Origin of the sequence: Enterococcus avium ATCC 14025 (genome assembly GCF_000406965.1) — a bacterium.
GTDB classification, from domain to species: domain Bacteria; phylum Bacillota; class Bacilli; order Lactobacillales; family Enterococcaceae; genus Enterococcus_A; species Enterococcus_A avium.
Map to the genome: position 1 here is coordinate 352,676 of NZ_KE136364.1, position 19,369 is coordinate 372,044.

The 19,369-nt window shown below is 38.7% G+C and carries 24 protein-coding genes; all 24 read left to right on the forward strand.

What is annotated here, in order from left to right; genetic code table 11:
• Window positions 1-86: 86 nt before the first annotated feature.
• The 24 genes from OMU_RS14515 (at window position 87) to OMU_RS14630 (ending at window position 19,348) form a co-directional block, all read left to right on the forward strand.
• Window positions 87-317 carry a YkuJ family protein gene (locus OMU_RS14515; RefSeq protein WP_016180637.1) on the forward strand — a complete coding sequence of 77 codons (231 nt, stop codon included), beginning with the start codon at window positions 87-89 and terminating at the stop codon, window positions 315-317.
• Between the two features lie 248 nt (window positions 318-565).
• Window positions 566-1,729, forward strand: coding sequence for an SAM-dependent methyltransferase (locus OMU_RS14520; protein WP_016180638.1), 1,164 nt, complete (start codon window positions 566-568; stop codon window positions 1,727-1,729).
• A 133-nt stretch (window positions 1,730-1,862) separates the two neighbouring features.
• Window positions 1,863-3,278, forward strand: coding sequence for a DUF2142 domain-containing protein (locus OMU_RS14525; RefSeq protein WP_016180639.1), 1,416 nt, complete (start codon window positions 1,863-1,865; stop codon window positions 3,276-3,278).
• A gap of 207 nt (window positions 3,279-3,485) precedes the next feature.
• Complete coding sequence (gene fabT / locus OMU_RS14530; protein WP_016180640.1) at window positions 3,486-3,926, forward strand: fatty acid biosynthesis transcriptional regulator FabT; 441 nt, start codon at window positions 3,486-3,488, stop codon at window positions 3,924-3,926.
• Window positions 3,923-4,885: a beta-ketoacyl-ACP synthase III gene (locus OMU_RS14535; RefSeq protein ID WP_016180641.1), complete on the forward strand. Its 963-nt coding sequence runs from the start codon at window positions 3,923-3,925 to the stop codon at window positions 4,883-4,885. The genes fabT and OMU_RS14535 overlap by 4 nt, the downstream gene beginning before the upstream one ends.
• Window positions 4,886-4,937: 52 nt before the next feature.
• Window positions 4,938-5,165: an acyl carrier protein gene (locus OMU_RS14540; protein ID WP_010746005.1), complete on the forward strand. Its 228-nt coding sequence runs from the start codon at window positions 4,938-4,940 to the stop codon at window positions 5,163-5,165.
• A gap of 64 nt (window positions 5,166-5,229) precedes the next feature.
• The gene (gene fabD / locus OMU_RS14545) at window positions 5,230-6,156 is read left to right on the forward strand and encodes an ACP S-malonyltransferase (RefSeq protein ID WP_016180642.1); all 927 of its coding nucleotides are present in this window, start codon (window positions 5,230-5,232) and stop codon (window positions 6,154-6,156) included.
• 46 nt (window positions 6,157-6,202) lie between these two features.
• Window positions 6,203-6,934, forward strand: a complete 732-nt coding sequence (fabG, locus tag OMU_RS14550) for a 3-oxoacyl-[acyl-carrier-protein] reductase (RefSeq protein ID WP_016180643.1) — start codon at window positions 6,203-6,205, stop codon at window positions 6,932-6,934.
• 17 nt (window positions 6,935-6,951) lie between these two features.
• On the forward strand, window positions 6,952-8,178 hold the full coding sequence (gene fabF, locus OMU_RS14555) for a beta-ketoacyl-ACP synthase II (RefSeq protein ID WP_016180644.1): 1,227 nt from the start codon (window positions 6,952-6,954) through the stop codon (window positions 8,176-8,178).
• A 2-nt stretch (window positions 8,179-8,180) separates the two neighbouring features.
• Entirely contained in the window at window positions 8,181-8,648 is a 468-nt protein-coding gene (accB, locus tag OMU_RS14560; RefSeq protein WP_016180645.1) for an acetyl-CoA carboxylase biotin carboxyl carrier protein, read from the forward strand.
• A gap of 200 nt (window positions 8,649-8,848) precedes the next feature.
• Window positions 8,849-9,271 (forward strand): 3-hydroxyacyl-ACP dehydratase FabZ, encoded by a 423-nt coding sequence (gene fabZ, locus OMU_RS14565; protein ID WP_016180646.1) that lies wholly within the window; start codon window positions 8,849-8,851, stop codon window positions 9,269-9,271.
• A 6-nt stretch (window positions 9,272-9,277) separates the two neighbouring features.
• The gene (locus OMU_RS14570) at window positions 9,278-10,642 is read left to right on the forward strand and encodes an acetyl-CoA carboxylase biotin carboxylase subunit (RefSeq protein ID WP_016180647.1); all 1,365 of its coding nucleotides are present in this window, start codon (window positions 9,278-9,280) and stop codon (window positions 10,640-10,642) included.
• 11 nt (window positions 10,643-10,653) lie between these two features.
• The gene (gene accD, locus OMU_RS14575) at window positions 10,654-11,520 is read left to right on the forward strand and encodes an acetyl-CoA carboxylase, carboxyltransferase subunit beta (RefSeq protein WP_016180648.1); all 867 of its coding nucleotides are present in this window, start codon (window positions 10,654-10,656) and stop codon (window positions 11,518-11,520) included.
• Window positions 11,520-12,305 carry an acetyl-CoA carboxylase carboxyl transferase subunit alpha gene (locus tag OMU_RS14580; protein WP_016180649.1) on the forward strand — a complete coding sequence of 262 codons (786 nt, stop codon included), beginning with the start codon at window positions 11,520-11,522 and terminating at the stop codon, window positions 12,303-12,305. The genes accD and OMU_RS14580 overlap by 1 nt, the downstream gene beginning before the upstream one ends.
• 243 nt (window positions 12,306-12,548) lie before the next feature.
• Window positions 12,549-13,391, forward strand: coding sequence for a transporter substrate-binding domain-containing protein (locus tag OMU_RS14585; protein WP_016180650.1), 843 nt, complete (start codon window positions 12,549-12,551; stop codon window positions 13,389-13,391).
• Window positions 13,392-13,403: 12 nt separating this feature from the next.
• Window positions 13,404-14,093, forward strand: coding sequence for an amino acid ABC transporter permease (locus tag OMU_RS14590; protein ID WP_016180651.1), 690 nt, complete (start codon window positions 13,404-13,406; stop codon window positions 14,091-14,093).
• A gap of 18 nt (window positions 14,094-14,111) precedes the next feature.
• Entirely contained in the window at window positions 14,112-14,846 is a 735-nt protein-coding gene (locus OMU_RS14595; protein WP_016180652.1) for an amino acid ABC transporter ATP-binding protein, read from the forward strand.
• A 127-nt stretch (window positions 14,847-14,973) separates the two neighbouring features.
• Window positions 14,974-15,498 (forward strand): YqeG family HAD IIIA-type phosphatase, encoded by a 525-nt coding sequence (locus OMU_RS14600; protein ID WP_016180653.1) that lies wholly within the window; start codon window positions 14,974-14,976, stop codon window positions 15,496-15,498.
• Window positions 15,499-16,608: a ribosome biogenesis GTPase YqeH gene (gene yqeH, locus OMU_RS14605; RefSeq protein ID WP_016180654.1), complete on the forward strand. Its 1,110-nt coding sequence runs from the start codon at window positions 15,499-15,501 to the stop codon at window positions 16,606-16,608.
• Between the two features lie 29 nt (window positions 16,609-16,637).
• Window positions 16,638-16,949 carry a ribosome assembly RNA-binding protein YhbY gene (gene yhbY, locus OMU_RS14610; RefSeq protein ID WP_016180655.1) on the forward strand — a complete coding sequence of 104 codons (312 nt, stop codon included), beginning with the start codon at window positions 16,638-16,640 and terminating at the stop codon, window positions 16,947-16,949.
• Window positions 16,950-16,982: 33 nt separating this feature from the next.
• Window positions 16,983-17,618, forward strand: coding sequence for a nicotinate-nucleotide adenylyltransferase (locus OMU_RS14615; RefSeq protein WP_016180656.1), 636 nt, complete (start codon window positions 16,983-16,985; stop codon window positions 17,616-17,618).
• Entirely contained in the window at window positions 17,608-18,204 is a 597-nt protein-coding gene (yqeK, locus tag OMU_RS14620; RefSeq protein WP_016180657.1) for a bis(5'-nucleosyl)-tetraphosphatase (symmetrical) YqeK, read from the forward strand. Before OMU_RS14615 ends, yqeK begins: the two co-directional genes overlap by 11 nt.
• A gap of 59 nt (window positions 18,205-18,263) precedes the next feature.
• Window positions 18,264-18,620, forward strand: coding sequence for a ribosome silencing factor (rsfS, locus tag OMU_RS14625; protein ID WP_277956735.1), 357 nt, complete (start codon window positions 18,264-18,266; stop codon window positions 18,618-18,620).
• Window positions 18,620-19,348, forward strand: a complete 729-nt coding sequence (locus tag OMU_RS14630) for a class I SAM-dependent DNA methyltransferase (protein ID WP_016180659.1) — start codon at window positions 18,620-18,622, stop codon at window positions 19,346-19,348. The genes rsfS and OMU_RS14630 overlap by 1 nt, the downstream gene beginning before the upstream one ends.
• Window positions 19,349-19,369 lie beyond the last annotated feature (21 nt).

Below are 19,369 nucleotides of genomic sequence, written 5' to 3' on the forward strand. Positions count from 1 at the left end.
AACATAAATTTATTGATGAAAATCAATGCAAGATACGGTCGGATTTGATACAATAAGACAGAATTGAGAAGAAGGGGGGCACCTAGATGAAACATTCACAATTAGTTGCCATTATTAAACGCTTAGAAGCAATGACTGAATCGACTGATAATGAAGTACAAGTACGTCGTTTTGAAAAAGAGGGCGTAGAAAAATGTACTGTAACTTATGATAATACGACAGAAACATTTGAGCTGACTGAAAGCGACAGCAAACAATCTTATCAATTTGATAACATCGATATTGTTGCGATGGAAATTTATGATTTGATTCAATAAAACGGGGAAACCCGTTTTTTTTGTACACATTTTTACTTGTTTAACTAATAGTTAGTAAGAGTGCTACTCAGACTAGTAGCTTCATTACTTCCTATTTTTAGATGGTCACCTTTTTCTTTGGACTAAAGGGTTTTCAGATAATTTTTGATTATAATTTTATGAGTAATTCCTATTTTTTAAGCCAACTCAGGTCAAATCTTTTGAACTTATTAAGATTTAGTCAGAAGATATTATGAGGAGGTAATGATATGTTAGACAAAGAAGTATACAATCAACTATTTAAGCCATCTTTTTCAAAGAGAACGCAAGTTACTTTCTGGGATGGTTCTGTGAAAGAGTATGGTGATTCTGAAAGTGAAGTAATCTTCAAAATTATTTTCAACGAAAAGATCCCTGTTAAAGAACTCATAAATAATGCTTCATTAGCATTAGGCGAAGCTTATATGGAAAAGAAAATCGAGATCGAGGGCGACCTGCAGGCATTGATTTATGATGTTTATAATCAAGCGGATGGTTTTTTTCATAATACGAATTTTAAGAAATGGATGCCAAAGGAAAAGCACACAAAAAAGCAATCCGCTCATGATATTCATAGTCACTATGATTTAGGAAATGATTTTTATGAGATGTGGCTAGATCATACTTTGACCTATTCTTGTGCATTTTTTGAGTCGCCAAACGATACTTTGGAACAAGCACAAATAAATAAAGTTCATCACATCTTAGATAAACTATTTACTCAACCAGGTGAAACATTGTTAGACATCGGTTGTGGTTGGGGTACGTTGATTTTGACAGCCGCGAAAGAATATAAGGTCAAGGCTAAAGGTATTACGTTAAGCGAGGAGCAATATCAGCATATCCAAGAAATAATCACCAAAGAACAACTAGAAGATACTGTTTCAGTAGAACTTATGGATTACCGTGATTTAGTTGGAACTTTCGATCATATTACAAGTGTCGGTATGTTTGAACACGTTGGTGCCGAAAATTTGCAAGAATATTTCAAAGTGATTAAACGACATTTAGCGCCAAATGGTACGGCTTTGATCCATGGTATCAGTCGTCAGCAAGGTGGTGCGAAAAATGCGTGGATTAATCAATATATTTTTCCAGGCGGGTATATTCCTGGTGTGACGGAATTAGTCGGACATATCACAGAAAACGATTTACAATTAATTGATCTTGAAAGCTTGCGACGTGATTATCAATTAACCTTAGAACATTGGACAAGAAATTTCCATCAAGTTGCTGACAAAGTTATGGAGCAAAAAGACGAAGCTTTCTATCGAATGTGGGATTTATATTTACAAGCTTGTGCAGCATCATTTCAGGCCAGCAATATCGATGTCATTCAATATTTACTGGTTCATCCAAATAATAATTCAATACCTATGCATCGGAATGTTTAAGAAGCGGAACTCCCGCTTCTTTTTTGAATTAAAACAAGTGTAATATAGATTGTGACTATACATATTCAGTATTCTCAATTACTGATATAATTATTTTATAAAAATTACGTGTTTCTTTTTTTAAGGAGGAATTATGGTAGAACAAATAAAAAATAGCATGAAGGAAAAAATCAAAAGGCTCATTGAACTCCCCTACGTTCTAAAATTCTTTTTAGTTTTTTCAAGTTTTTTTGGTGTGTTGATGATAAAGACAATTCCTCCACTGCAAGCGCCAGATGAGATTGGGCACTATGTAAAAGCAGAAGCTTTTTCGGATTTTAAAATTCGTCCACGAGAAAAGTCTTCAACTTCTAGTAAAAAAGGAAATTCAACCTGGGGAGAATATGGATTTAAGGTCTCTTCTGAAATTTACAAAATGAATGAGTATGCCAATCAGACACAAGGAAAAGAGTCTAAACCTCCCTACCAGATAAAAGAAAAAAATATTGCAGAAAAAATGTTTATTGGTACTGGTGGTATTACCAACTATTCGTTTATTAATTATATACCTCAATTAATAGGCATTCAGATTGGAAAATTATTTCAAAAAAACTATGTCTGGCAATACTATTCAGCGAGAGTGTTCAATTTAATTTTTTATATTTTTATTGTTTTTTTCGCCCTTAAAATTTTCCCTTTTTCTAAGTGGGGAGCAGCAATACTTGCGCTGAATCCAATGGCCTTATTTCTGACCTCTTCTGTTTCAGGCGACGGTATGATAATTGCTGGAAGTTTTTTCTTTACTTCTTGGATGTTGAAATTAATTAGCGAGGCAAAAATAACAGATCGACAAATGTTAGTCAGCGCTCTGATGATGGTGAGCCTTGTCTTGATGAAACCAACGTTAATCGTATTAGGAATATTGTTCTTTTTAATCCCTAACAAAACTTTGGATCTAAAAAGAAAGGGTATTTGGGGTATAGGAATTTTTCTTATTAGTATTTTACTTTATGTTTCCTGGAATAAATTAATGATTGATCAACAGCTTCTTTATCGTGATTTTGCAAATCCTGAAGCTCAGGTAAAAGCGTTTCTCAATAATCCCCAGATATTTTTCGTAAATTTTTTCGAGAATTATCTATTTGGAATAAAAGGGGATGGCATCATCTATTCTTTTGTCGGAAATTTTGGATGGTTAGATACGCCACTGGGATGGCATTGGGTGATTATTTATTTTATCAGTCTGACCATCGGCTGCCTAGTCCAACAAGAGGGAGATCATTCTTTATTGATCCTCCAACGTGTATTGATGATACTGGGAATTGTCGCATATATATTTCTTACTTTTTTTGCTTTGTATCAGATATGGAATAAGGTTAATCGCAAAAGCTCTATTGAAGGAGTCCAAGGAAGATATTTTATCCCAGGAAGTTTACTCATTGTTCCGCTATTTTCCAGTAAAGAAAAAATCTTGAGTTTGTCGAATAAAAAAATTAATATGATTTTGTCTTTATGTATGTTGACTGTTTTACTCGCAACCATGATTACATTAAATAATCGCTATATTTAAGAATCGCTATATTTAAGAATCGCTAATATGCGGTTCTTTTTTTAATTACTTTGACACCCAAAGTATTTTTTAATGACTAGATTTATCTATATTGAGTGTTAATCATTAATTTTTGGTTAATTGAAAAAATCTTGTTGCATTCAGAAAAAAAATAAGATATAGTTTGAACATCAAATGATTTGATAATCAAACTAATTAGGTGAGGACATGGAAAGAAACTGGGAAGAATTAAATACCTATTTAGTTTCAATTTTCAACGACGTTTTGTCGATTGAAGAAAACGAACTAAAAAAATCACAATTCAGCGATTTGACGATCACGGAGATGCATACCATTGATGCGATCGGGATGTACAAGAAGAAAACGACCACGGAGGTTGCTAGAGAGCTATTAGTAACTGTTGGGACTTTAACGACATCGATCAATCGCTTAGTGAAAAAGGGCTATGTAGAACGAATTCGCAGTGAGGATGATCGCCGCGTTGTCAAATTAGGTCTAACGAAAAAAGGAAGACTCGTTTTTCGTATTCATCAACATTTTCATCATGAAATGGTCAAAAGTGCCATCAAGGATTTAGATGAGGATGAACAAGAGGTTTTCTTAAAGGCGCTAGTGAATCTATATAGTTACTTAGAGGAGATCAAATGAGTATGAGTTTCGGAAAAATAACCGCAACAGCCCGTTATTTACCTGAGAAAATCGTGAGTAATGATGACTTGGCTGAATGGATGGATACTTCTGATGAATGGATTCAATCACGTACTGGAATTAAACAGCGTCACATTGCAGAAACTGAAAATACTTCAGATATGTGCGCGCTGGTTGCAAAAAAATTGATTGATAAATCTGGGATTGATCCAGTAGATTTAGACTTCATTATCGTTGCAACGATGTCACCAGATTACACTTCTCCTTCTGTCGCTTGTCAGGTACAAGGAGAACTTGGAGCTAAACAAGCAATGGCCTTCGATATTGCAGCCGCTTGTGCGGGGTTTGTCTATGCACTGGCCACAGCTGAAAATTTTATGCGTGCGGGAATGCAGCGAGGCATTGTGATTGGCGGTGAGAAAACTTCGAAGTTGTTGGATTGGCAGGATCGTTCTTCTGCAGTTCTTTTCGGCGATGGTGCAGCGGGTGTTTTGCTAGAAGCAAATGAAAAAGCTTCTATTATAAAGCAAATGTTGCGAGCAGATGGTGAGCGCGCCAATTCGTTGACATCTGGTTTCCGCAAAAACAGTAATATTTTCCATGAAGGACCAGAAACGAGTGCGACCTTAGCAATGGACGGTCGCGGCATCTGGAATTTCGCCTTGAATGATGTCACTAAAAGTTTGAAGGAATTTATTGGTGAAGAAACAGTTGATTATTATCTGCTGCATCAAGCCAATAAACGAATCATTGAAAAAATTGCTCGTAAAATGAATGAGCCAATTGAAAAATTCCCCATGAATCTGATGAATTATGGGAACACTTCAGCGGCGAGCATCCCCATTTTATTGGATGAACTCATTGAAGCAAATATTTTATCATTAAATAGCAATCAAAAAGTGGTATTGACAGGCTATGGCGGTGGATTAGCGTGGGGAAACCTACTTATCCAGCTGTAAGTTTGTTAAAAATATAAAAACTAAAACTTAAAATTATCGGAGGAAACAACTTATGACATTCGAAAAAATCCAAGACATTATCGTAGAAGAACTAGGGGTAGAAAAAGAGGAAGTTAAATTAGAAACAAATATCCAAGAAGATCTTGAAGCAGATAGCTTAGATTTATTCCAAATCATCAACGAAATCGAAGACGAATTTGATGTGAAAATCGAAACAGAAGATGGCATCACAACAGTTAAAGATTTAGTTGAATATGTTGAAAAACAACAAAACGCTTAATTAATAAAATTTCGGGAAAAGGCTAGGCGTAAGGCCTGGCCTTTCCTGCTATTAGGAGACGATCATGAAAACAGCATTCTTGTTCAGCGGGCAGGGCGCTCAATATGTCGGGATGGGTAAAGAGTTGTACCAGCAAGAAACAATTGTGAAGGAAACGTTTGAAGAAGCCAGCGATCTGCTAGGTTTTTCGATGGAGAATTTATGCTTCGAAGGAAATAACCAGCTTAACGAAACGAAATATACGCAACCAGCAATATTAACAGTCAGCACCGCTTTTTTACGTGTGTTAAGGACTAAAGGCTATCAGGCTGATGCAGTTGCAGGATTGAGTTTAGGAGAGTATACAGCATTAGTTGCTTCTGGTGCATTAGCATTCAGTGACGCCGTTCAGTTGGTTCACAAACGAGGGCAATTTATGAGTGAAGCAGCACCGACTGGCAGTGGGAAAATGGTGGCTGTGATGAATACGCCAGCAGAGATCATTGAAGACTGCTGTAAGCAAGCTTCGGCTTTAGGTATTGTTTCGCCAGCAAACTATAATACTCCGCAACAAATCGTGATTGGCGGTGAAGTGGCCGCAGTTGAAAAAGCGGAAGAATTATTGCAAGCTGCTGGAACAAAACGGATGATTTCATTGAATGTCAGTGGACCATTCCATACAGCGCTATTGGAACCAGCCAGCAAGCGTCTAAACGAAGTATTGCAGACAATCACTTTTAATGAAATGCAAGTGCCTGTGATTTCAAATACGACAGCGGAAATTATGCCACAGGATCAAGTCGTGGAGCTTTTGACAAAACAAGTCATGTCGCCAGTTCGTTTCAGTGATAGTATTGTAACTCTGAAAGAACTTGGTGTGTCTCAATTGATTGAGATTGGTCCTGGAAAAGTCTTGACGGGCTTTATCAAGAAAATTGATCGCACGTTAGCAACCAGTCGTGTAGAAGATGTAAAGACATTAGCTGAGACGGTCAGTTTTTTAGGTGAATAGTATGAGTAGTGAGAATAAATTCCTTAAAATGAATTAGGAGGATCGAATGGAACTAACGAATAAAACAGTGTTTATTACCGGCAGTAGTCGTGGAATCGGCTGGGGCATCGCAAAGACTTTTGCTCAAGCAGGTGCAAATGTCGTTTTGAACGGTCGAAAGGAAATTCCAGCAGACAAGATTGCTGAAATCGAAGCGTTCGGCGTAAAATGCATTAGTATTTGCGGAGACATCAGCTCATTCGATGAAGCGGGCAGAATGATTAAGGAATGTGAAGAGTCGTTGGACTCGATCGATATTTTGATCAACAATGCTGGTATCACGAAGGATCAGTTGCTTTTACGCATGAAACCGGAAGATTTCGATGCGGTTATGGATATCAATTTGAAGGGAACCTTCAACATGACCCAGCAAGTTTTGAAAAAAATGATGAAAAAACGCGCTGGTGTGATCATCAACCTTTCTAGTGTGGTTGGTCTGATCGGAAATGTTGGACAAAGCAATTATGCAGCGAGTAAAGCTGGTGTGATTGGATTTACTAAAGCGGTAGCTAGAGAAGTTGCTCCGCGAGGCATCACCTGCAACGCGATCGCTCCAGGTTTTATCAAAACAGATATGACAGATGAATTAAACGATAAAGTAAAAGAACAAATGGAAGGTCAAATCCCGTTGAAATGTTTCGGCAGTGTAGAGGATGTAGCGAATGCTGCGTTATTCTTAGCTCAAAACAGCTACATCACTGGCCAAGTGCTAAATGTGGATGGCGGAATGGTCATGTAAAGAAAGGACGGAAGTAAATGAATCGTGTTGTAATTACAGGCTTTGGTGTCGCATCACCAATTGGTAACGATGAAGAGACATTTTTAAAGAATTTAAAAGAAGGAAATCATGGTTTTGGACCGATCACGCGTTTTGATGCCAGCGAAACTGGTATCTCGGTAGCAGCAGAAGTCAAGGATTTCCCTTTGGAAAAATATTTTGTTAAAAAAGATACGAAACGGATGGAAACTTATTCATTATATGCCATCTATTCTGCTCTTGAAGCGTTAGAAATGAGCGGTATTAACACAGAAGAGGAAAACATGGAACGTTTTGGCGTGATGATTGGCTCTGGTGTTGGCGGTTTGGGAACAATCCAAGATCAGGTACTAAAAATGGATGCAAAGGGCCCCGCTCGAGTATCACCAATGTTTGTTCCTTTGGCTATTGCTAATATGGCTGCAGGAAATGTGGCATTACGAATTGGTGCAAAAGGAATTTGTACTAGTACTGTAACAGCTTGTGCTAGTGGTACACATTCAATCGGTGAAGCGTTTAGAAATATAAAGCATGGCTATTCTGATGTAATTGTCGCTGGTGGTGCTGAATCATGTATTAACAAAATTGGAATAGCTGGTTTTGCGGCCTTAACAGCTTTGAGCACTTCGGAAGATCCTGCTCGTGCATCCATTCCGTTTGATAAAGATCGTAACGGATTTGTGATGGGAGAAGGTGCCGGTGTCTTGGTCTTGGAATCTTTAGACCATGCGCAAAAACGCGGTGCAAAAATTCTAGGTGAAGTTGTTGGTTATGGTGCAACCTGTGATGCATACCATATGACATCGCCTACACCTGATGGTGATGGTGCTGCAAGAGCGATTACTGAAGCAATTAAAGAGGCTGGGATTCAGCCAGAAGAAGTGAATTATGTGAATGCTCACGGTACAAGTACGCCACCTAATGATGTTCCTGAGAGTCGAGCGATTGCAAAAGCATTGACTGACAATGCTTATGTCAGCAGTACAAAATCGTTGACTGGCCACTTATTGGGCGGTGCTGGCGGAGTCGAAGCGGTAGCATCCCTAATGGCTTTACAACATCAATTTATTCCACCAACTGCAAATATTAAAGAGATCGATCCAGAGGTTGTAGCAAATGTTGTAATTAATGAAGCAAAAGAAACAACAGTCAACTACGCTGTAAGTAATTCTCTAGGTTTTGGCGGTCACAACGCTGTGATCTGTTTGAAACGCTGGGAGGCATAACAATGGAAATCAATGAAGTCAAGGAACTGCTGAATCAATTCAACGATTCGAATCTCACTGAATTTGATTTACGAGAGGGCAGTTTTGAATTATATATGAATAAAAATCAAACAAGTCGTCAAACTGCGGCACCTAGTCAAACGGAACAATCCGTGGAAGCGCCAGTCGCTGTAGCAACTTCGACTAGTTCGACAACGGTTGAACCGGAAGCAGCACCAACTGTGGCAAAAGGAGAAGGTCAAGTTATCACTTCACCAATCGTAGGGATTGTCTACTTACAGCCATCTCCAGATCAAGAGGCCTATAAATCAGTTGGTGATTCAGTGAAACAGGGAGAAACTGTTTGCATCATTGAAGCAATGAAATTGCTAAATGAAATCACAAGTGATTTTGATGGCACTGTTACTGAGATCTTAGTAGAAAATGAAGACGTTGTTGAATACGGCCAACCACTATTCCGAATTGGTTAAATAGGCTGTTCGTTATGAGTTACACTTGGGTGTTTTTAATGGTTAGTGGACTCGGATGCCAACGACAATTAAAAGGTTGTTTTTTGAATTGATTTTATTTTCCAAATTCTTCGGGTTTCTAACTTTAGTGAATTAGGCTACGTAGAGAAAATCAGACTGATAAAAAAACAATCCGTTAATATGAACGAGGAGGATTTAAAATGCTAACAATTGAAGAAATTAAAGAAATTATCCCGCATCGCTATCCAATGTTGTTGATCGATCGCGTAGAAGAATTAGAAGCAGGTAAAAGTATCAAAGCAAAGAAAAATGTTTCTGTTAATGAACCATTCTTCCAAGGACATTTCCCTCATGAACCAGTAATGCCTGGTGTATTAATCGTTGAAGCAATGGCCCAAGCAGGTGCTGTCGCTTTATTATCAATGGAGGAGTTCAAAGGCAAAACAGCTTATTTTGGCGGAATCGATAAAGCGAAATTCCGTAAGAAAGTCGTGCCGGGAGATACTTTAGTATTAGAAGTAGAATTAACAAAGGTTCGTTCTTCAGCTGGTTGCGGAAAAGGCATCGCGTATGTCGATGGCAAAAAAGTAGCCGAAGCAGAATTGACTTTTATGATTGGATAGATGTCTATGTTTTCAAAAATTTTGATCGCCAACCGTGGCGAAATTGCCGTACGAATCATCCGTGCCTGTCGTGAATTAGGAATTCAGACAGTCGCGGTTTATTCTGAGGCGGATAAAGAAGCATTACACACTGAGATGGCGGACGAAGCGATTTGCATCGGTCCGGCTCGTTCAAGCGAATCCTATTTAAACATGCAGGAAATTTTAAGCGCAGCAATTGTGACCAATGCAGAAGCAATCCATCCAGGTTTTGGTTTCTTGTCAGAAAATAGTTTGTTTGCAACGATGTGTGCCGAATGCAATATCAAATTTATCGGACCAAGTGAAAAAACCATCGACGCGATGGGAAATAAAATCCACGCGCGACAATTGATGCAAGAAGCCGGTGTTCCAGTCATTCCCGGCAGTGATGGAGCGATCGATACTTTAGAGGAAGCTGAAAAACTAGCAGATAAAATCGGTTATCCAGTCATGCTGAAAGCTGCTGCTGGCGGAGGCGGGAAAGGCATTCGTAAAGTTCCTAAGAAAAGTGAACTTGAAAAACATTTTCTATCTGCGAAATCAGAAGCTAAAGCAGCTTTTGGCGATGATGCGATGTACATGGAAAAAATTATTTACCCAGCGCGCCATATTGAGGTGCAGATTCTTGGGGATCAGCAGGGTGAGGTCATTCATCTAGGCGAACGAGATTGTTCATTACAACGGAACAATCAAAAGGTTTTAGAAGAAGCGCCTTCTGTAGTGATTGGCGAAGAGAATCGTAAGATGCTTGGAGATATTGCTGTTAAGGCAGGAAAGGCTGTAAATTACGAAAGCGCTGGAACAATTGAGTTTTTACGTGATGAAGAGGGCAATTTCTACTTTATGGAGATGAATACGCGTATCCAAGTGGAGCATCCCATCACAGAAATGATCACGGGAATCGATATTGTCAAAAAGCAAATCAAGATTGCTGCTGGCGAGCCTTTAGGTTTAAAACAATCAGACGTAAAATTTCAGGGCCATTCTATCGAGTGTCGGATCAATGCTGAAAATCCAGCGTTCAATTTTGCGCCTTCTCCAGGGAAAATCAAAACGTTGCTATTACCAAGCGGTGGTTTAGGCTTACGCGTAGACAGTGCGATGTACAGCGGAGTGACAATCCCACCATATTATGATTCAATGATTGCGAAGATTATTGTTCACGGAGAAGATCGTTTTGATGCTCTAATGAAGATGCAAAGAGCCTTAGGTGAATTTGTTTCAGATGGTGTGATTACGAACGTTGAATTCCAAATGGATCTGATCAGCCACCCAAGTGTTTTATTTGGAGATTATGATACAAGCTTCTTACAAAAAACATTTTTACCTGAATGGCAACAAAGCGAGTAGGAGGAATTTAGGTGGGCCTTTTTAATAAGAAAAAAAACTACATTCGGATCAATCCTAATCGCGACAGTGTACCGACAACGAAGCCAACTGTCCCTGACGATATGTGGGCGAAATGTCCAAATTGTAAACGAACACTCTATAAAAAAGAGATGGGTGCCGAAAAAGTTTGTCCTCACTGTGGATACAGCTTTCGAATCAGCGCTTGGGAACGATTGGCATTGACGATTGATGAAAAAAGTTTTATCGATTGGGACAATGATTTAGTTCAAAAAAATCCGATTGATTTTCCTGGGTATTTGGCTAAAATCGATAAAACAAAAGAAGCAACTGGGTTGGATGAAGCTATTATAACAGGCAAGGCAACGATTAATGATCAAAATGTTGCAATCGGTGTAATGGATGCTAACTTTATTATGGGCAGTATGGGAACTGTGGTTGGTGAAAAAATCACGCGACTCTTTGAAAAAGCGATCGTTGAAGAATTACCAGTCGTGCTTTTTACGGCTTCTGGTGGTGCTCGAATGCAAGAAGGAATTTTTTCTTTAATGCAAATGGCTAAAATTTCGGCGGCGGTTAAGCGCCATAGTAATGCCGGCTTACTTTATATTACTGTCTTAACTGATCCGACAACTGGTGGCGTGACCGCTAGTTTCGCGATGGAAGGCGATATTATCTTAGCTGAACCACAAACTTTAGTTGGATTTGCTGGTCGACGAGTGATCGAACAGACGATTCGTCAACAACTGCCGGATGATTTCCAAAAAGCGGAATTTCTTTTGCAGCATGGGTTTATTGATCAGATCGTTCCGCGTTTAGAGCTGCGCGATCGTTTAACGCAATTATTATCATTCCATCAACAGAAAGGCTGGTGCGAATAATGGGTCTGACTGCTGGAGAAATTGTAAAATTAGCGAGACATCAAGAACGTCTGACTAGTCTGGATTATTTCGAAAAAATTTTTACCGATTTTCAAGAATTCCATGGTGATCGTTTATTCGGTGATGATCCTGCGATTGTTGGCGGAATTGCGAATCTTGCAGGAAAGCCAGTCACTGTGATCGGGATTCAAAAAGGAAACGATCTAAAAGAAAATATGGCGCGTAATTTCGGTCAGCCCAATCCTGAAGGTTATCGCAAAGCGTTACGTTTAATGAAGCAGGCAGAAAAATTCAAGCGACCTGTGATTTGCTTCGTGAATACGCCTGGAGCTTTCTGCGGTGTTGAAGCCGAAGAGCGTGGCGAGGGGGAAGCCATTGCTCGTAACCTTATGGAAATGTCTGATTTAAAAGTACCAATTATTTCGATTGTAACTGGAGAAGGCGGTAGTGGGGGTGCTTTAGCCTTGGCTTTAGCTGATGAAGTCTGGATGATGGAATACAGCATTTATGCGATTCTTTCACCCGAAGGCTTTGCATCGATTCTTTGGAAAGATGGAAAGCGCGCGGATGAGGCGGCAGAGCTGATGAAAATTACCGCAGCTGAGCTTTTAGAGCTAGATGTTATTGATCGAGTCATTCCTGAAACGTTGAAGGGAAAAAAACTCAGTGAAGATAAGATTATTCGCATGATGAAAAAATTATTGATTGAAAAAATTACTGAGTTATCAAAAATTTCTACTAAAGAATTGATCGAAAATAGATATCAACGATTTCGTAAATTTTAACCAAACATCCGACGACGGCAAAGGCCGTCGTCTTTGTTTTTATATAATGAAAATTGAGAGTAGTCAGAAGTTTTCTATCAATCATGATAAAAATATTTATACATTTAGGGGTGGGATATATGCAACAATAGAACTTATTTCCAAAAATATTTTAATATTTATACATAAAAATGCTTGTTTTATGAAAATTACATGCTATAATAAATTCATTGAAAAAAGCATTCAAAAATAGGAGGAATTAGGATGAAAAAGATTACCGGCTTAGTTATGACATTAGTAGCATTATTTACCCTAGCAGCATGTGGTGGAGGCGGCGATAAATCATCGGACTCATCAAGTGCTAAAACAGAGGATCAATTGGCAGCAATCAAAAAAGCAGGCGTATTAAAGGTTGCAACTTCAGCGGACTATGCGCCGTTTGAGTTCCATACCATGGTGGACGGTAAAGATAAAATTGTCGGTGCAGATATCGATTTAGTCAATGAGATTGCCAAGCAATTAGGAGTCAAGGCGGAAGTTTCAGACATGAGCTTTAACACCGTTTTAGCTTCATTGAAGGAAGGAAAATCGGATATCGCTATCTCAGCGATTTCTGCTACAAAAGAACGTCAGGAACAATTTAACTTTACGGATAACTACTACAATCCGCCACAAGTAGTGATTATCAATAAAAAGAATGAAAATAAATTTACAAGTTTAGAAACGTTAAAAGATAAAAATGTCGGTGCGCAAAAAGGTTCGATTCAAGAGGATGTTGTAAAAACACAAATTAAAGATGCCAAACTTGTTTCAATCGAAAAAGTACCAAACATGGTGATTGAAGTGAACAGCGGTTCGTTAGATGCAATGGTTGTAGAAAAAACAATCGCAGAATCTTATGTCCAACAAAATCCTGAATTAATGATCGCTAATATTGATTTAAAGGCAAATGAAGATGAAGCCTTCGCAATTGCTTTACCAAAAGATGGCAGTGATAAACTACAAGCAGAAATTAATAAGATTATCAAAAAGTTGAATGATGAAGGCAAGATTGATGAATATGTTCAACAAAATCATGAATTAGCCGAAAAATCAGCAGAAGAATAGGGGAAACAGGTTTTGAACTTTTCTTTTTTGGATAAATACTTATCTTATTTCGTTTCAGGAGCGGGAATTACCGTTATTATCTCGCTAGTAACAGTTTGTCTTGGGACTTTAATCGGTCTTGCAATGGCACTATTAAAGTTATCTAAACACAAGCCCTTAAACTGGTTAGCAAATATCTACATCGAAGTGCTTCGCGGCACTCCGATGTTATTACAAATTACAATCGGATTTTTAATTTTACAAGGTTTTTTTCCTTCCAAAGATTTAGATGTCGGGGTGTTAACAGTTAGCCTGAGTCGCTTATTTCCAGGGATGATTGTCCTATCTTTGAATTCTGGAGCCTATGTTGCAGAAATCATTCGTGGCGGTATTACAGCGGTGAATTATGGTCAGACGGAAGCTGCGCATTCATTAGGATTGCGTCCAGCGCAAACAATGCGTTATGTGATCTTACCACAAGCGTTGAGAAACATCCTACCGCCATTAGGAAATGAATTTATTACTTTGATTAAGGATTCATCTTTGCTTGCAACGATTGGGATCAATGAATTAATGGGCTCTGCCCAAATCGTTGTCTCAAACTCTTATATTCCTTTAGAACCATTAATTGTCGCTGCGGCCGTTTATTTCGTGATGACCTTCATCACTTCCCGTTTAGTAAATCTGTGGGAGAAAAAACTTGGAAAAGGCTATCAGCGATAAGGAGCAGAGGTGAATATAATGACAGAAGCATTGATTCAAATTGAACATCTAAATAAAAAATTTGGTGACAATGAAGTCCTGAAGGATATATCTGCGGAGATTCTCCCAGGCGAAGTGGTCGTGATTATCGGGCCCTCTGGTTCTGGAAAAAGCACGTTTTTACGATGTGTCAATTTATTGGAGGTTCCGACTTCAGGCACTATTAGATTCGAAGGAACAGATATTACCGATAAAAAGAATGACATTTTTAAAACACGTGAAAAAATGGGGATGGTTTTTCAACAGTTCAATTTATTTCCCAATATGACGGTTTTAGACAATATCACTTTATCACCGATTAAGGTTAAAGGATTGGCAAAAGCTGAAGCGGAAACGATCGCGAAGGAATTGCTTGAAAAAGTGGGCTTGTCGGAAAAAGCTGGGGCGTACCCGCAATCGTTATCTGGTGGACAACAGCAGCGTATTGCTATCGCACGCGCATTAGCAATGCAACCAGATGTTATGCTCTTTGATGAACCAACCTCAGCACTTGATCCTGAAATGGTCGGCGACGTATTAGAAGTTATGCAGCAGCTGGCTAAAGAAGGAATGACCATGATGATCGTGACTCACGAAATGGGATTTGCTAAGGAAGTTGGCGATCGTGTCATCTTTATGGATGGCGGTGTGATTGTAGAAGAAGGAACTCCAGAGGACGTTTTTGACCACACGAAAAGCCCTCGAACGATTGATTTTTTGTCAAAAGTATTATAAGAATAGTGAGACTAGGCAAAGAAAGCCTAGTCTTTTTTTAAACCTTTGTAGCGAAATGTAGAGTTTTCAAAAAAATTGCGTTATAATCAGGTTTTGTAGAAGTATAAATAAAGTTATAGGAGTTGCCATGTTAGATAAATACAAACCAACGTGGATGGTCGAAGCCATTTATCAAATAACCCCTGAGCAATTAAAGATGCATGGATTCAGAGCGGTTTTGACGGATTTAGATAATACCTTGATTGCTTGGAACAATCCTAACGGTACAAAAGAGCTGATTGATTGGCTGAAAATGATGGATGACGCAGGAATTCCTGTGGTTGTTGTTTCAAATAATAAGGCTAGCCGCGTGGCTAAAGCGTTAGAAAGCTTTCAACTAGACTTTGTTGCTCGGGCAATGAAACCATTTGCGGTGGGAATAAAGAATGCTCAGCAGCAATTGGGTGTTTCAAAAGATGAGATTGTTATGATTGGTGATCAAGTGATGACTGATATTCGCGGAGCTAATGCAGCTGGTATACGCAGCATTCTGGTTCGTCCCATTTTAAACACAGATGGTTGGAATACGCGAATCAATCGTTTTTTTGAACGTCGTGTGATGCATATTTTGTTGCGCAAAGATCCTGATATGAAATGGAAGAGTGAACTATAAATGGAAGAAGAATTATTTTGTATCGGCTGTGGTGCAAAGATTCAAACAGAGCATTCAAATGAATTAGGCTACACACCGCTTTCAGCTTTGGAAAAAGGCCTAGCCAGTGGCGAAGTTTACTGTCAGCGCTGCTTTCGTTTGCGTCATTATAATGAGATTCAAGATGTGTCATTGACTGATGATGACTTTTTACGTTTATTGAATGAGTTAGGAAAAGCAGACGCCTTGATTGTAAATGTGGTGGACATTTTTGATTTTAATGGCTCATTGATTCCTGGGCTGCACCGTTTTGTCGGTGATAATCCAGTGCTGTTAGTCGGAAATAAAGTCGATTTATTACCGAAATCATTGAAGAGAGGGCGTTTAACACAATGGATGCGAGAACGTGCTCATGAAGAAGGCTTGCGACCTATTGACATCTTATTAACAAGTGCGCGTAAATCAAATGAAATGGCTGATTTATTAGAAAAAATTGAAGAGTATCGAAATGGTCGAGATGTTTATGTAGTGGGTGTGACAAATGTTGGGAAATCAACATTGATTAATCAAATCATTAAGCAAACTGCTGGTGTTCAGGATTTAATTACAACCTCTCAGTTTCCAGGTACTACTTTAGATAAGATCGAGATTCCTTTAGACGATGGCCACTATTTATTTGATACGCCGGGAATCATCCATCGGCATCAGATGGCGCATTATCTTGGAAAGAAAGACTTGAAGATTATTGCTCCGCACAAAGAAATAAAGCCTAAAGTCTATCAGTTAAACGCCGGTCAAACATTATTCTTAGGCGGTTTAGCTCGTTTTGATTTCATTCAAGGGGATCGCGCTCCATTTGTTGCTTATGTGTCAAATGATATTGATCCGCATCGAACAAAATTGGAAAAAGCGGATGCCTTCTATGAAAAACATATTGGAGGATTACTACAACCACCGCGTCCAGATGAAGTCGAGAGTTTCCCAGAACTAGTTCGTTTCGAATTTTCTATCAAAGAAAAGTCGGATATTGTTTTTGCGGGACTTGGCTGGGTAACGGTGACGAAGCCCGCCGTTGTAGCTGGCTGGGCACCTAAGAGTGTAGATGTCTTGACCCGCAAAGCATTAATTTAAAATCTATCATCTAAATAAGGGGAGTATGAATGGAATTAAGAGGAAAACAAAAACGTTTCTTACGCAGTCAGGCCCATCATTTACAACCGATTTTTCAAATTGGAAAAAATGGGATCAATGACGCAGTAATTGTTCAGATCAATGAAGCGTTAGAGAAAAGGGAATTGATCAAAATCAATTTATTGCAAAATACTGATGAGATTGCTGAAGATGTGGCTCACGTATTAGAAGAAAAAATTAATTGTGAGATTGTTCAAATCATTGGACGTGTATTGGTTTTATACAAAGCTTCAAGCAAAGAAAAGTATCAAAAAATCTCGAAAGAAGTGCAAGGGATTTAAACAACTTTTTAGAATAATGAGGGGGAGTAACTGTTGTATCAAGATGTCTTAACGATTCCAAAAGTCAAACCAATGACGGATACTATGATGCCTAAAAAGCAGGTCGGTCTATTGGGTGGTAACTTTAATCCGATTCATAATGCGCACTTAATGATTGCGGAACAGGTCGGACAGAAAATGGGATTTGACGAAGTACATCTACTGCCAAGTTATTTACCGCCGCATATCGACGAAAAGAAAACGATCGATAGTAAGCATCGATTGGCGATGGCCAAATTGGCGATTGAAGATAATTCTTTTTTATCAATAGATACAAGAGAGCTTGCTCGTAAAGGTAAAAGCTATACGATTGATACGATGCTGGAAATGACTGCTGAAAACCCTGATACGGAGTATTATTTCATTATTGGCGGGGATGAGGTTGCTTATCTGCCTAAATGGCATCGAATTGATGAACTGGTTCGCCTCGTTAACTTTGTAGGGGTGAAGCGCGCAGGATATTCATCGGAAAGCCCATATCCAATCATTTGGGTTGATGTACCCGAAATCCAATTATCGTCTTCCTATATTAGAAAACAGGTTAATCAAGGTTGTTCGATTCGCTACCTTGTTCCAGATCGAGTGCGGGAATATATCACAGAAGAAGGATTGTACCTTGATGAAATATGATGAAAAGTATACAGCATTAGATCGTGAAGCACTGATGCAAGCTGTTCAGATGCGAATGAGTGAACGTCGTTTCAAGCACGTTTTAGGTGTTGAAGAAACAGCAGTGGCTTTGGCAGAACGCTTTGGTGGCTCACCTAAAAAGGCAAGTATTGCAGCACTGACGCATGACTATGCGAAAGAACGTTCTGATGAAGAATTTAAATTGGCAATTGCTAAAGGAAATTATGAGAATAAAACAGAGCTGTTAAAGTACGGCAATGCTATCTGGCATGGGCTTGTAGGCGCGGACTTTGTTGCGCGTGAGTTAGAGATTACAGATGAAGAGATATTGAATGCGATTCGTCTTCACACTACAGGAGCAGCAGAAATGACGTTATTAGATAAGATTATTTATGTAGCAGACTACATCGAACCGGGAAGACATTTTCCAGGAGTAGAAGATGCGCGTGTCATTGCTTTTAGTGATTTAGATCAAGCCGTAGCATTTGAAACGAAACATACACTGGCTCATCTAATCGAAAGTGAAACGCCAGTTTATCCTAAAACGATTGAGACATATAATCGTTGGGTATCCAGAATGATGTAAAATAATGATAATAGTAGCAATATTGAATAAGCAAGTGATTTGGAATAAGGAGGAGAATTATCATAGATAGTAAAAATATGTTAGAAATCGCCGTGAAGGCAGCTGATTCGAAACGAGCAGTTGATATTGTGGCTTTAAATGTCTCACAGGTCTCATTATTGGCGGATTATTTTCTGATTTGTTCAGCGAATTCGGATCGTCAAATCAATGCGATTGTCGATGAAATTATTGACAAAGAAGAAGAAGCACAAGTAGAAGTGAAACGGGTTGAAGGAAAAGATGGCGGGAAGTGGGTCTTGATCGACTTAGGTGATGTGATTGTTCATGTCTTCAGTACTTCAGAACGTGAATTTTATAATTTAGAAAAATTGTGGTCAGATGCACCGCTTGAAAATATCGAGGCTTGGTTAGATTAATGGCCTATGAAACATTCGCCTTTGTATATGATGAGATAATGGACGATTCTTTATACCAGAAATGGTTGGACTTTTCAATGCGTCATCTGCCAAAAACAACGAACCAAGTTTTGGAACTAGCTTGTGGGACTGGGGCATTAGCGGTAGAATTTGCTAAAAATGGTTTTGAGATAACAGGATTGGACCTATCTGAGGAAATGCTGACACTGGCCAGTAATCGTGCTATTCAAGAAAATGTCTCTATTAATTGGATTGCTGGAGATATGTTGGATTTAACAGATATTGGAAACTACCAAGCAGTTACCTGTTTTTCAGATTCCCTTTGCTATATGGGGGACGTAACACAAGTCAAACAAGTTTTTGAGGGTGTATATGATTTATTAGAAGTTTCAGGAACATTTGTTTTTGATGTCCATTCGACACATCAAATAGATGAAATTTTTCCCGACTATAGTTTTCATGATCAAACTGATGATTTTGCCTTTCTGTGGGATAGCTATTCAGGCGATTTTCCTCATAGTGTTGAACATTTTTTGACATTCTTTGTTAAAAGAGAAGACGAAATGTTTGAACGAATCGATGAATTGCATAAGGAACGGACATATCCATTAGAAACATATCAGAAGATGTTAACTGAGGTTGGTTTTAAGTTTGAAGTCTTTGCAGACTTTACAGATGAAGCACCGAGTAAGACAAGTAAACGTTGGTTTTTTGTCTGTCAAAAATAGCCGAGAGAAATCTCGGTTTTT

Excerpts from the sequence above, each read along its gene's own strand:
- OMU_RS14520 (WP_016180638.1), top strand. The coding sequence starts at position 566 with ATGTTAGACAAAGAAGTATACAATCAACTATTTAAGCCATCTTTTTCA.
- yqeK (WP_016180657.1), top strand. The coding sequence starts at position 17,608 with ATGAAATATGATGAAAAGTATACAGCATTAGATCGTGAAGCACTGATG.
- OMU_RS14580 (WP_016180649.1), top strand. The coding sequence starts at position 11,520 with ATGGGTCTGACTGCTGGAGAAATTGTAAAATTAGCGAGACATCAAGAA.
- OMU_RS14535 (WP_016180641.1), top strand. The coding sequence starts at position 3,923 with ATGAGTATGAGTTTCGGAAAAATAACCGCAACAGCCCGTTATTTACCT.
- yqeH (WP_016180654.1), top strand. The coding sequence starts at position 15,499 with ATGGAAGAAGAATTATTTTGTATCGGCTGTGGTGCAAAGATTCAAACA.
- OMU_RS14570 (WP_016180647.1), top strand. The coding sequence starts at position 9,278 with ATGTTTTCAAAAATTTTGATCGCCAACCGTGGCGAAATTGCCGTACGA.
- accB (WP_016180645.1), top strand. The coding sequence starts at position 8,181 with ATGGAAATCAATGAAGTCAAGGAACTGCTGAATCAATTCAACGATTCG.
- OMU_RS14585 (WP_016180650.1), top strand. The coding sequence starts at position 12,549 with ATGAAAAAGATTACCGGCTTAGTTATGACATTAGTAGCATTATTTACC.
- OMU_RS14595 (WP_016180652.1), top strand. The coding sequence starts at position 14,112 with ATGACAGAAGCATTGATTCAAATTGAACATCTAAATAAAAAATTTGGT.
- fabF (WP_016180644.1), top strand. The coding sequence starts at position 6,952 with ATGAATCGTGTTGTAATTACAGGCTTTGGTGTCGCATCACCAATTGGT.
- OMU_RS14540 (WP_010746005.1), top strand. The coding sequence starts at position 4,938 with ATGACATTCGAAAAAATCCAAGACATTATCGTAGAAGAACTAGGGGTA.
- OMU_RS14630 (WP_016180659.1), top strand. The coding sequence starts at position 18,620 with ATGGCCTATGAAACATTCGCCTTTGTATATGATGAGATAATGGACGAT.
- fabZ (WP_016180646.1), top strand. The coding sequence starts at position 8,849 with ATGCTAACAATTGAAGAAATTAAAGAAATTATCCCGCATCGCTATCCA.
- fabD (WP_016180642.1), top strand. The coding sequence starts at position 5,230 with ATGAAAACAGCATTCTTGTTCAGCGGGCAGGGCGCTCAATATGTCGGG.
- OMU_RS14525 (WP_016180639.1), top strand. The coding sequence starts at position 1,863 with ATGGTAGAACAAATAAAAAATAGCATGAAGGAAAAAATCAAAAGGCTC.
- yhbY (WP_016180655.1), top strand. The coding sequence starts at position 16,638 with ATGGAATTAAGAGGAAAACAAAAACGTTTCTTACGCAGTCAGGCCCAT.
- fabT (WP_016180640.1), top strand. The coding sequence starts at position 3,486 with ATGGAAAGAAACTGGGAAGAATTAAATACCTATTTAGTTTCAATTTTC.
- OMU_RS14600 (WP_016180653.1), top strand. The coding sequence starts at position 14,974 with ATGTTAGATAAATACAAACCAACGTGGATGGTCGAAGCCATTTATCAA.
- OMU_RS14515 (WP_016180637.1), top strand. The coding sequence starts at position 87 with ATGAAACATTCACAATTAGTTGCCATTATTAAACGCTTAGAAGCAATG.
- fabG (WP_016180643.1), top strand. The coding sequence starts at position 6,203 with ATGGAACTAACGAATAAAACAGTGTTTATTACCGGCAGTAGTCGTGGA.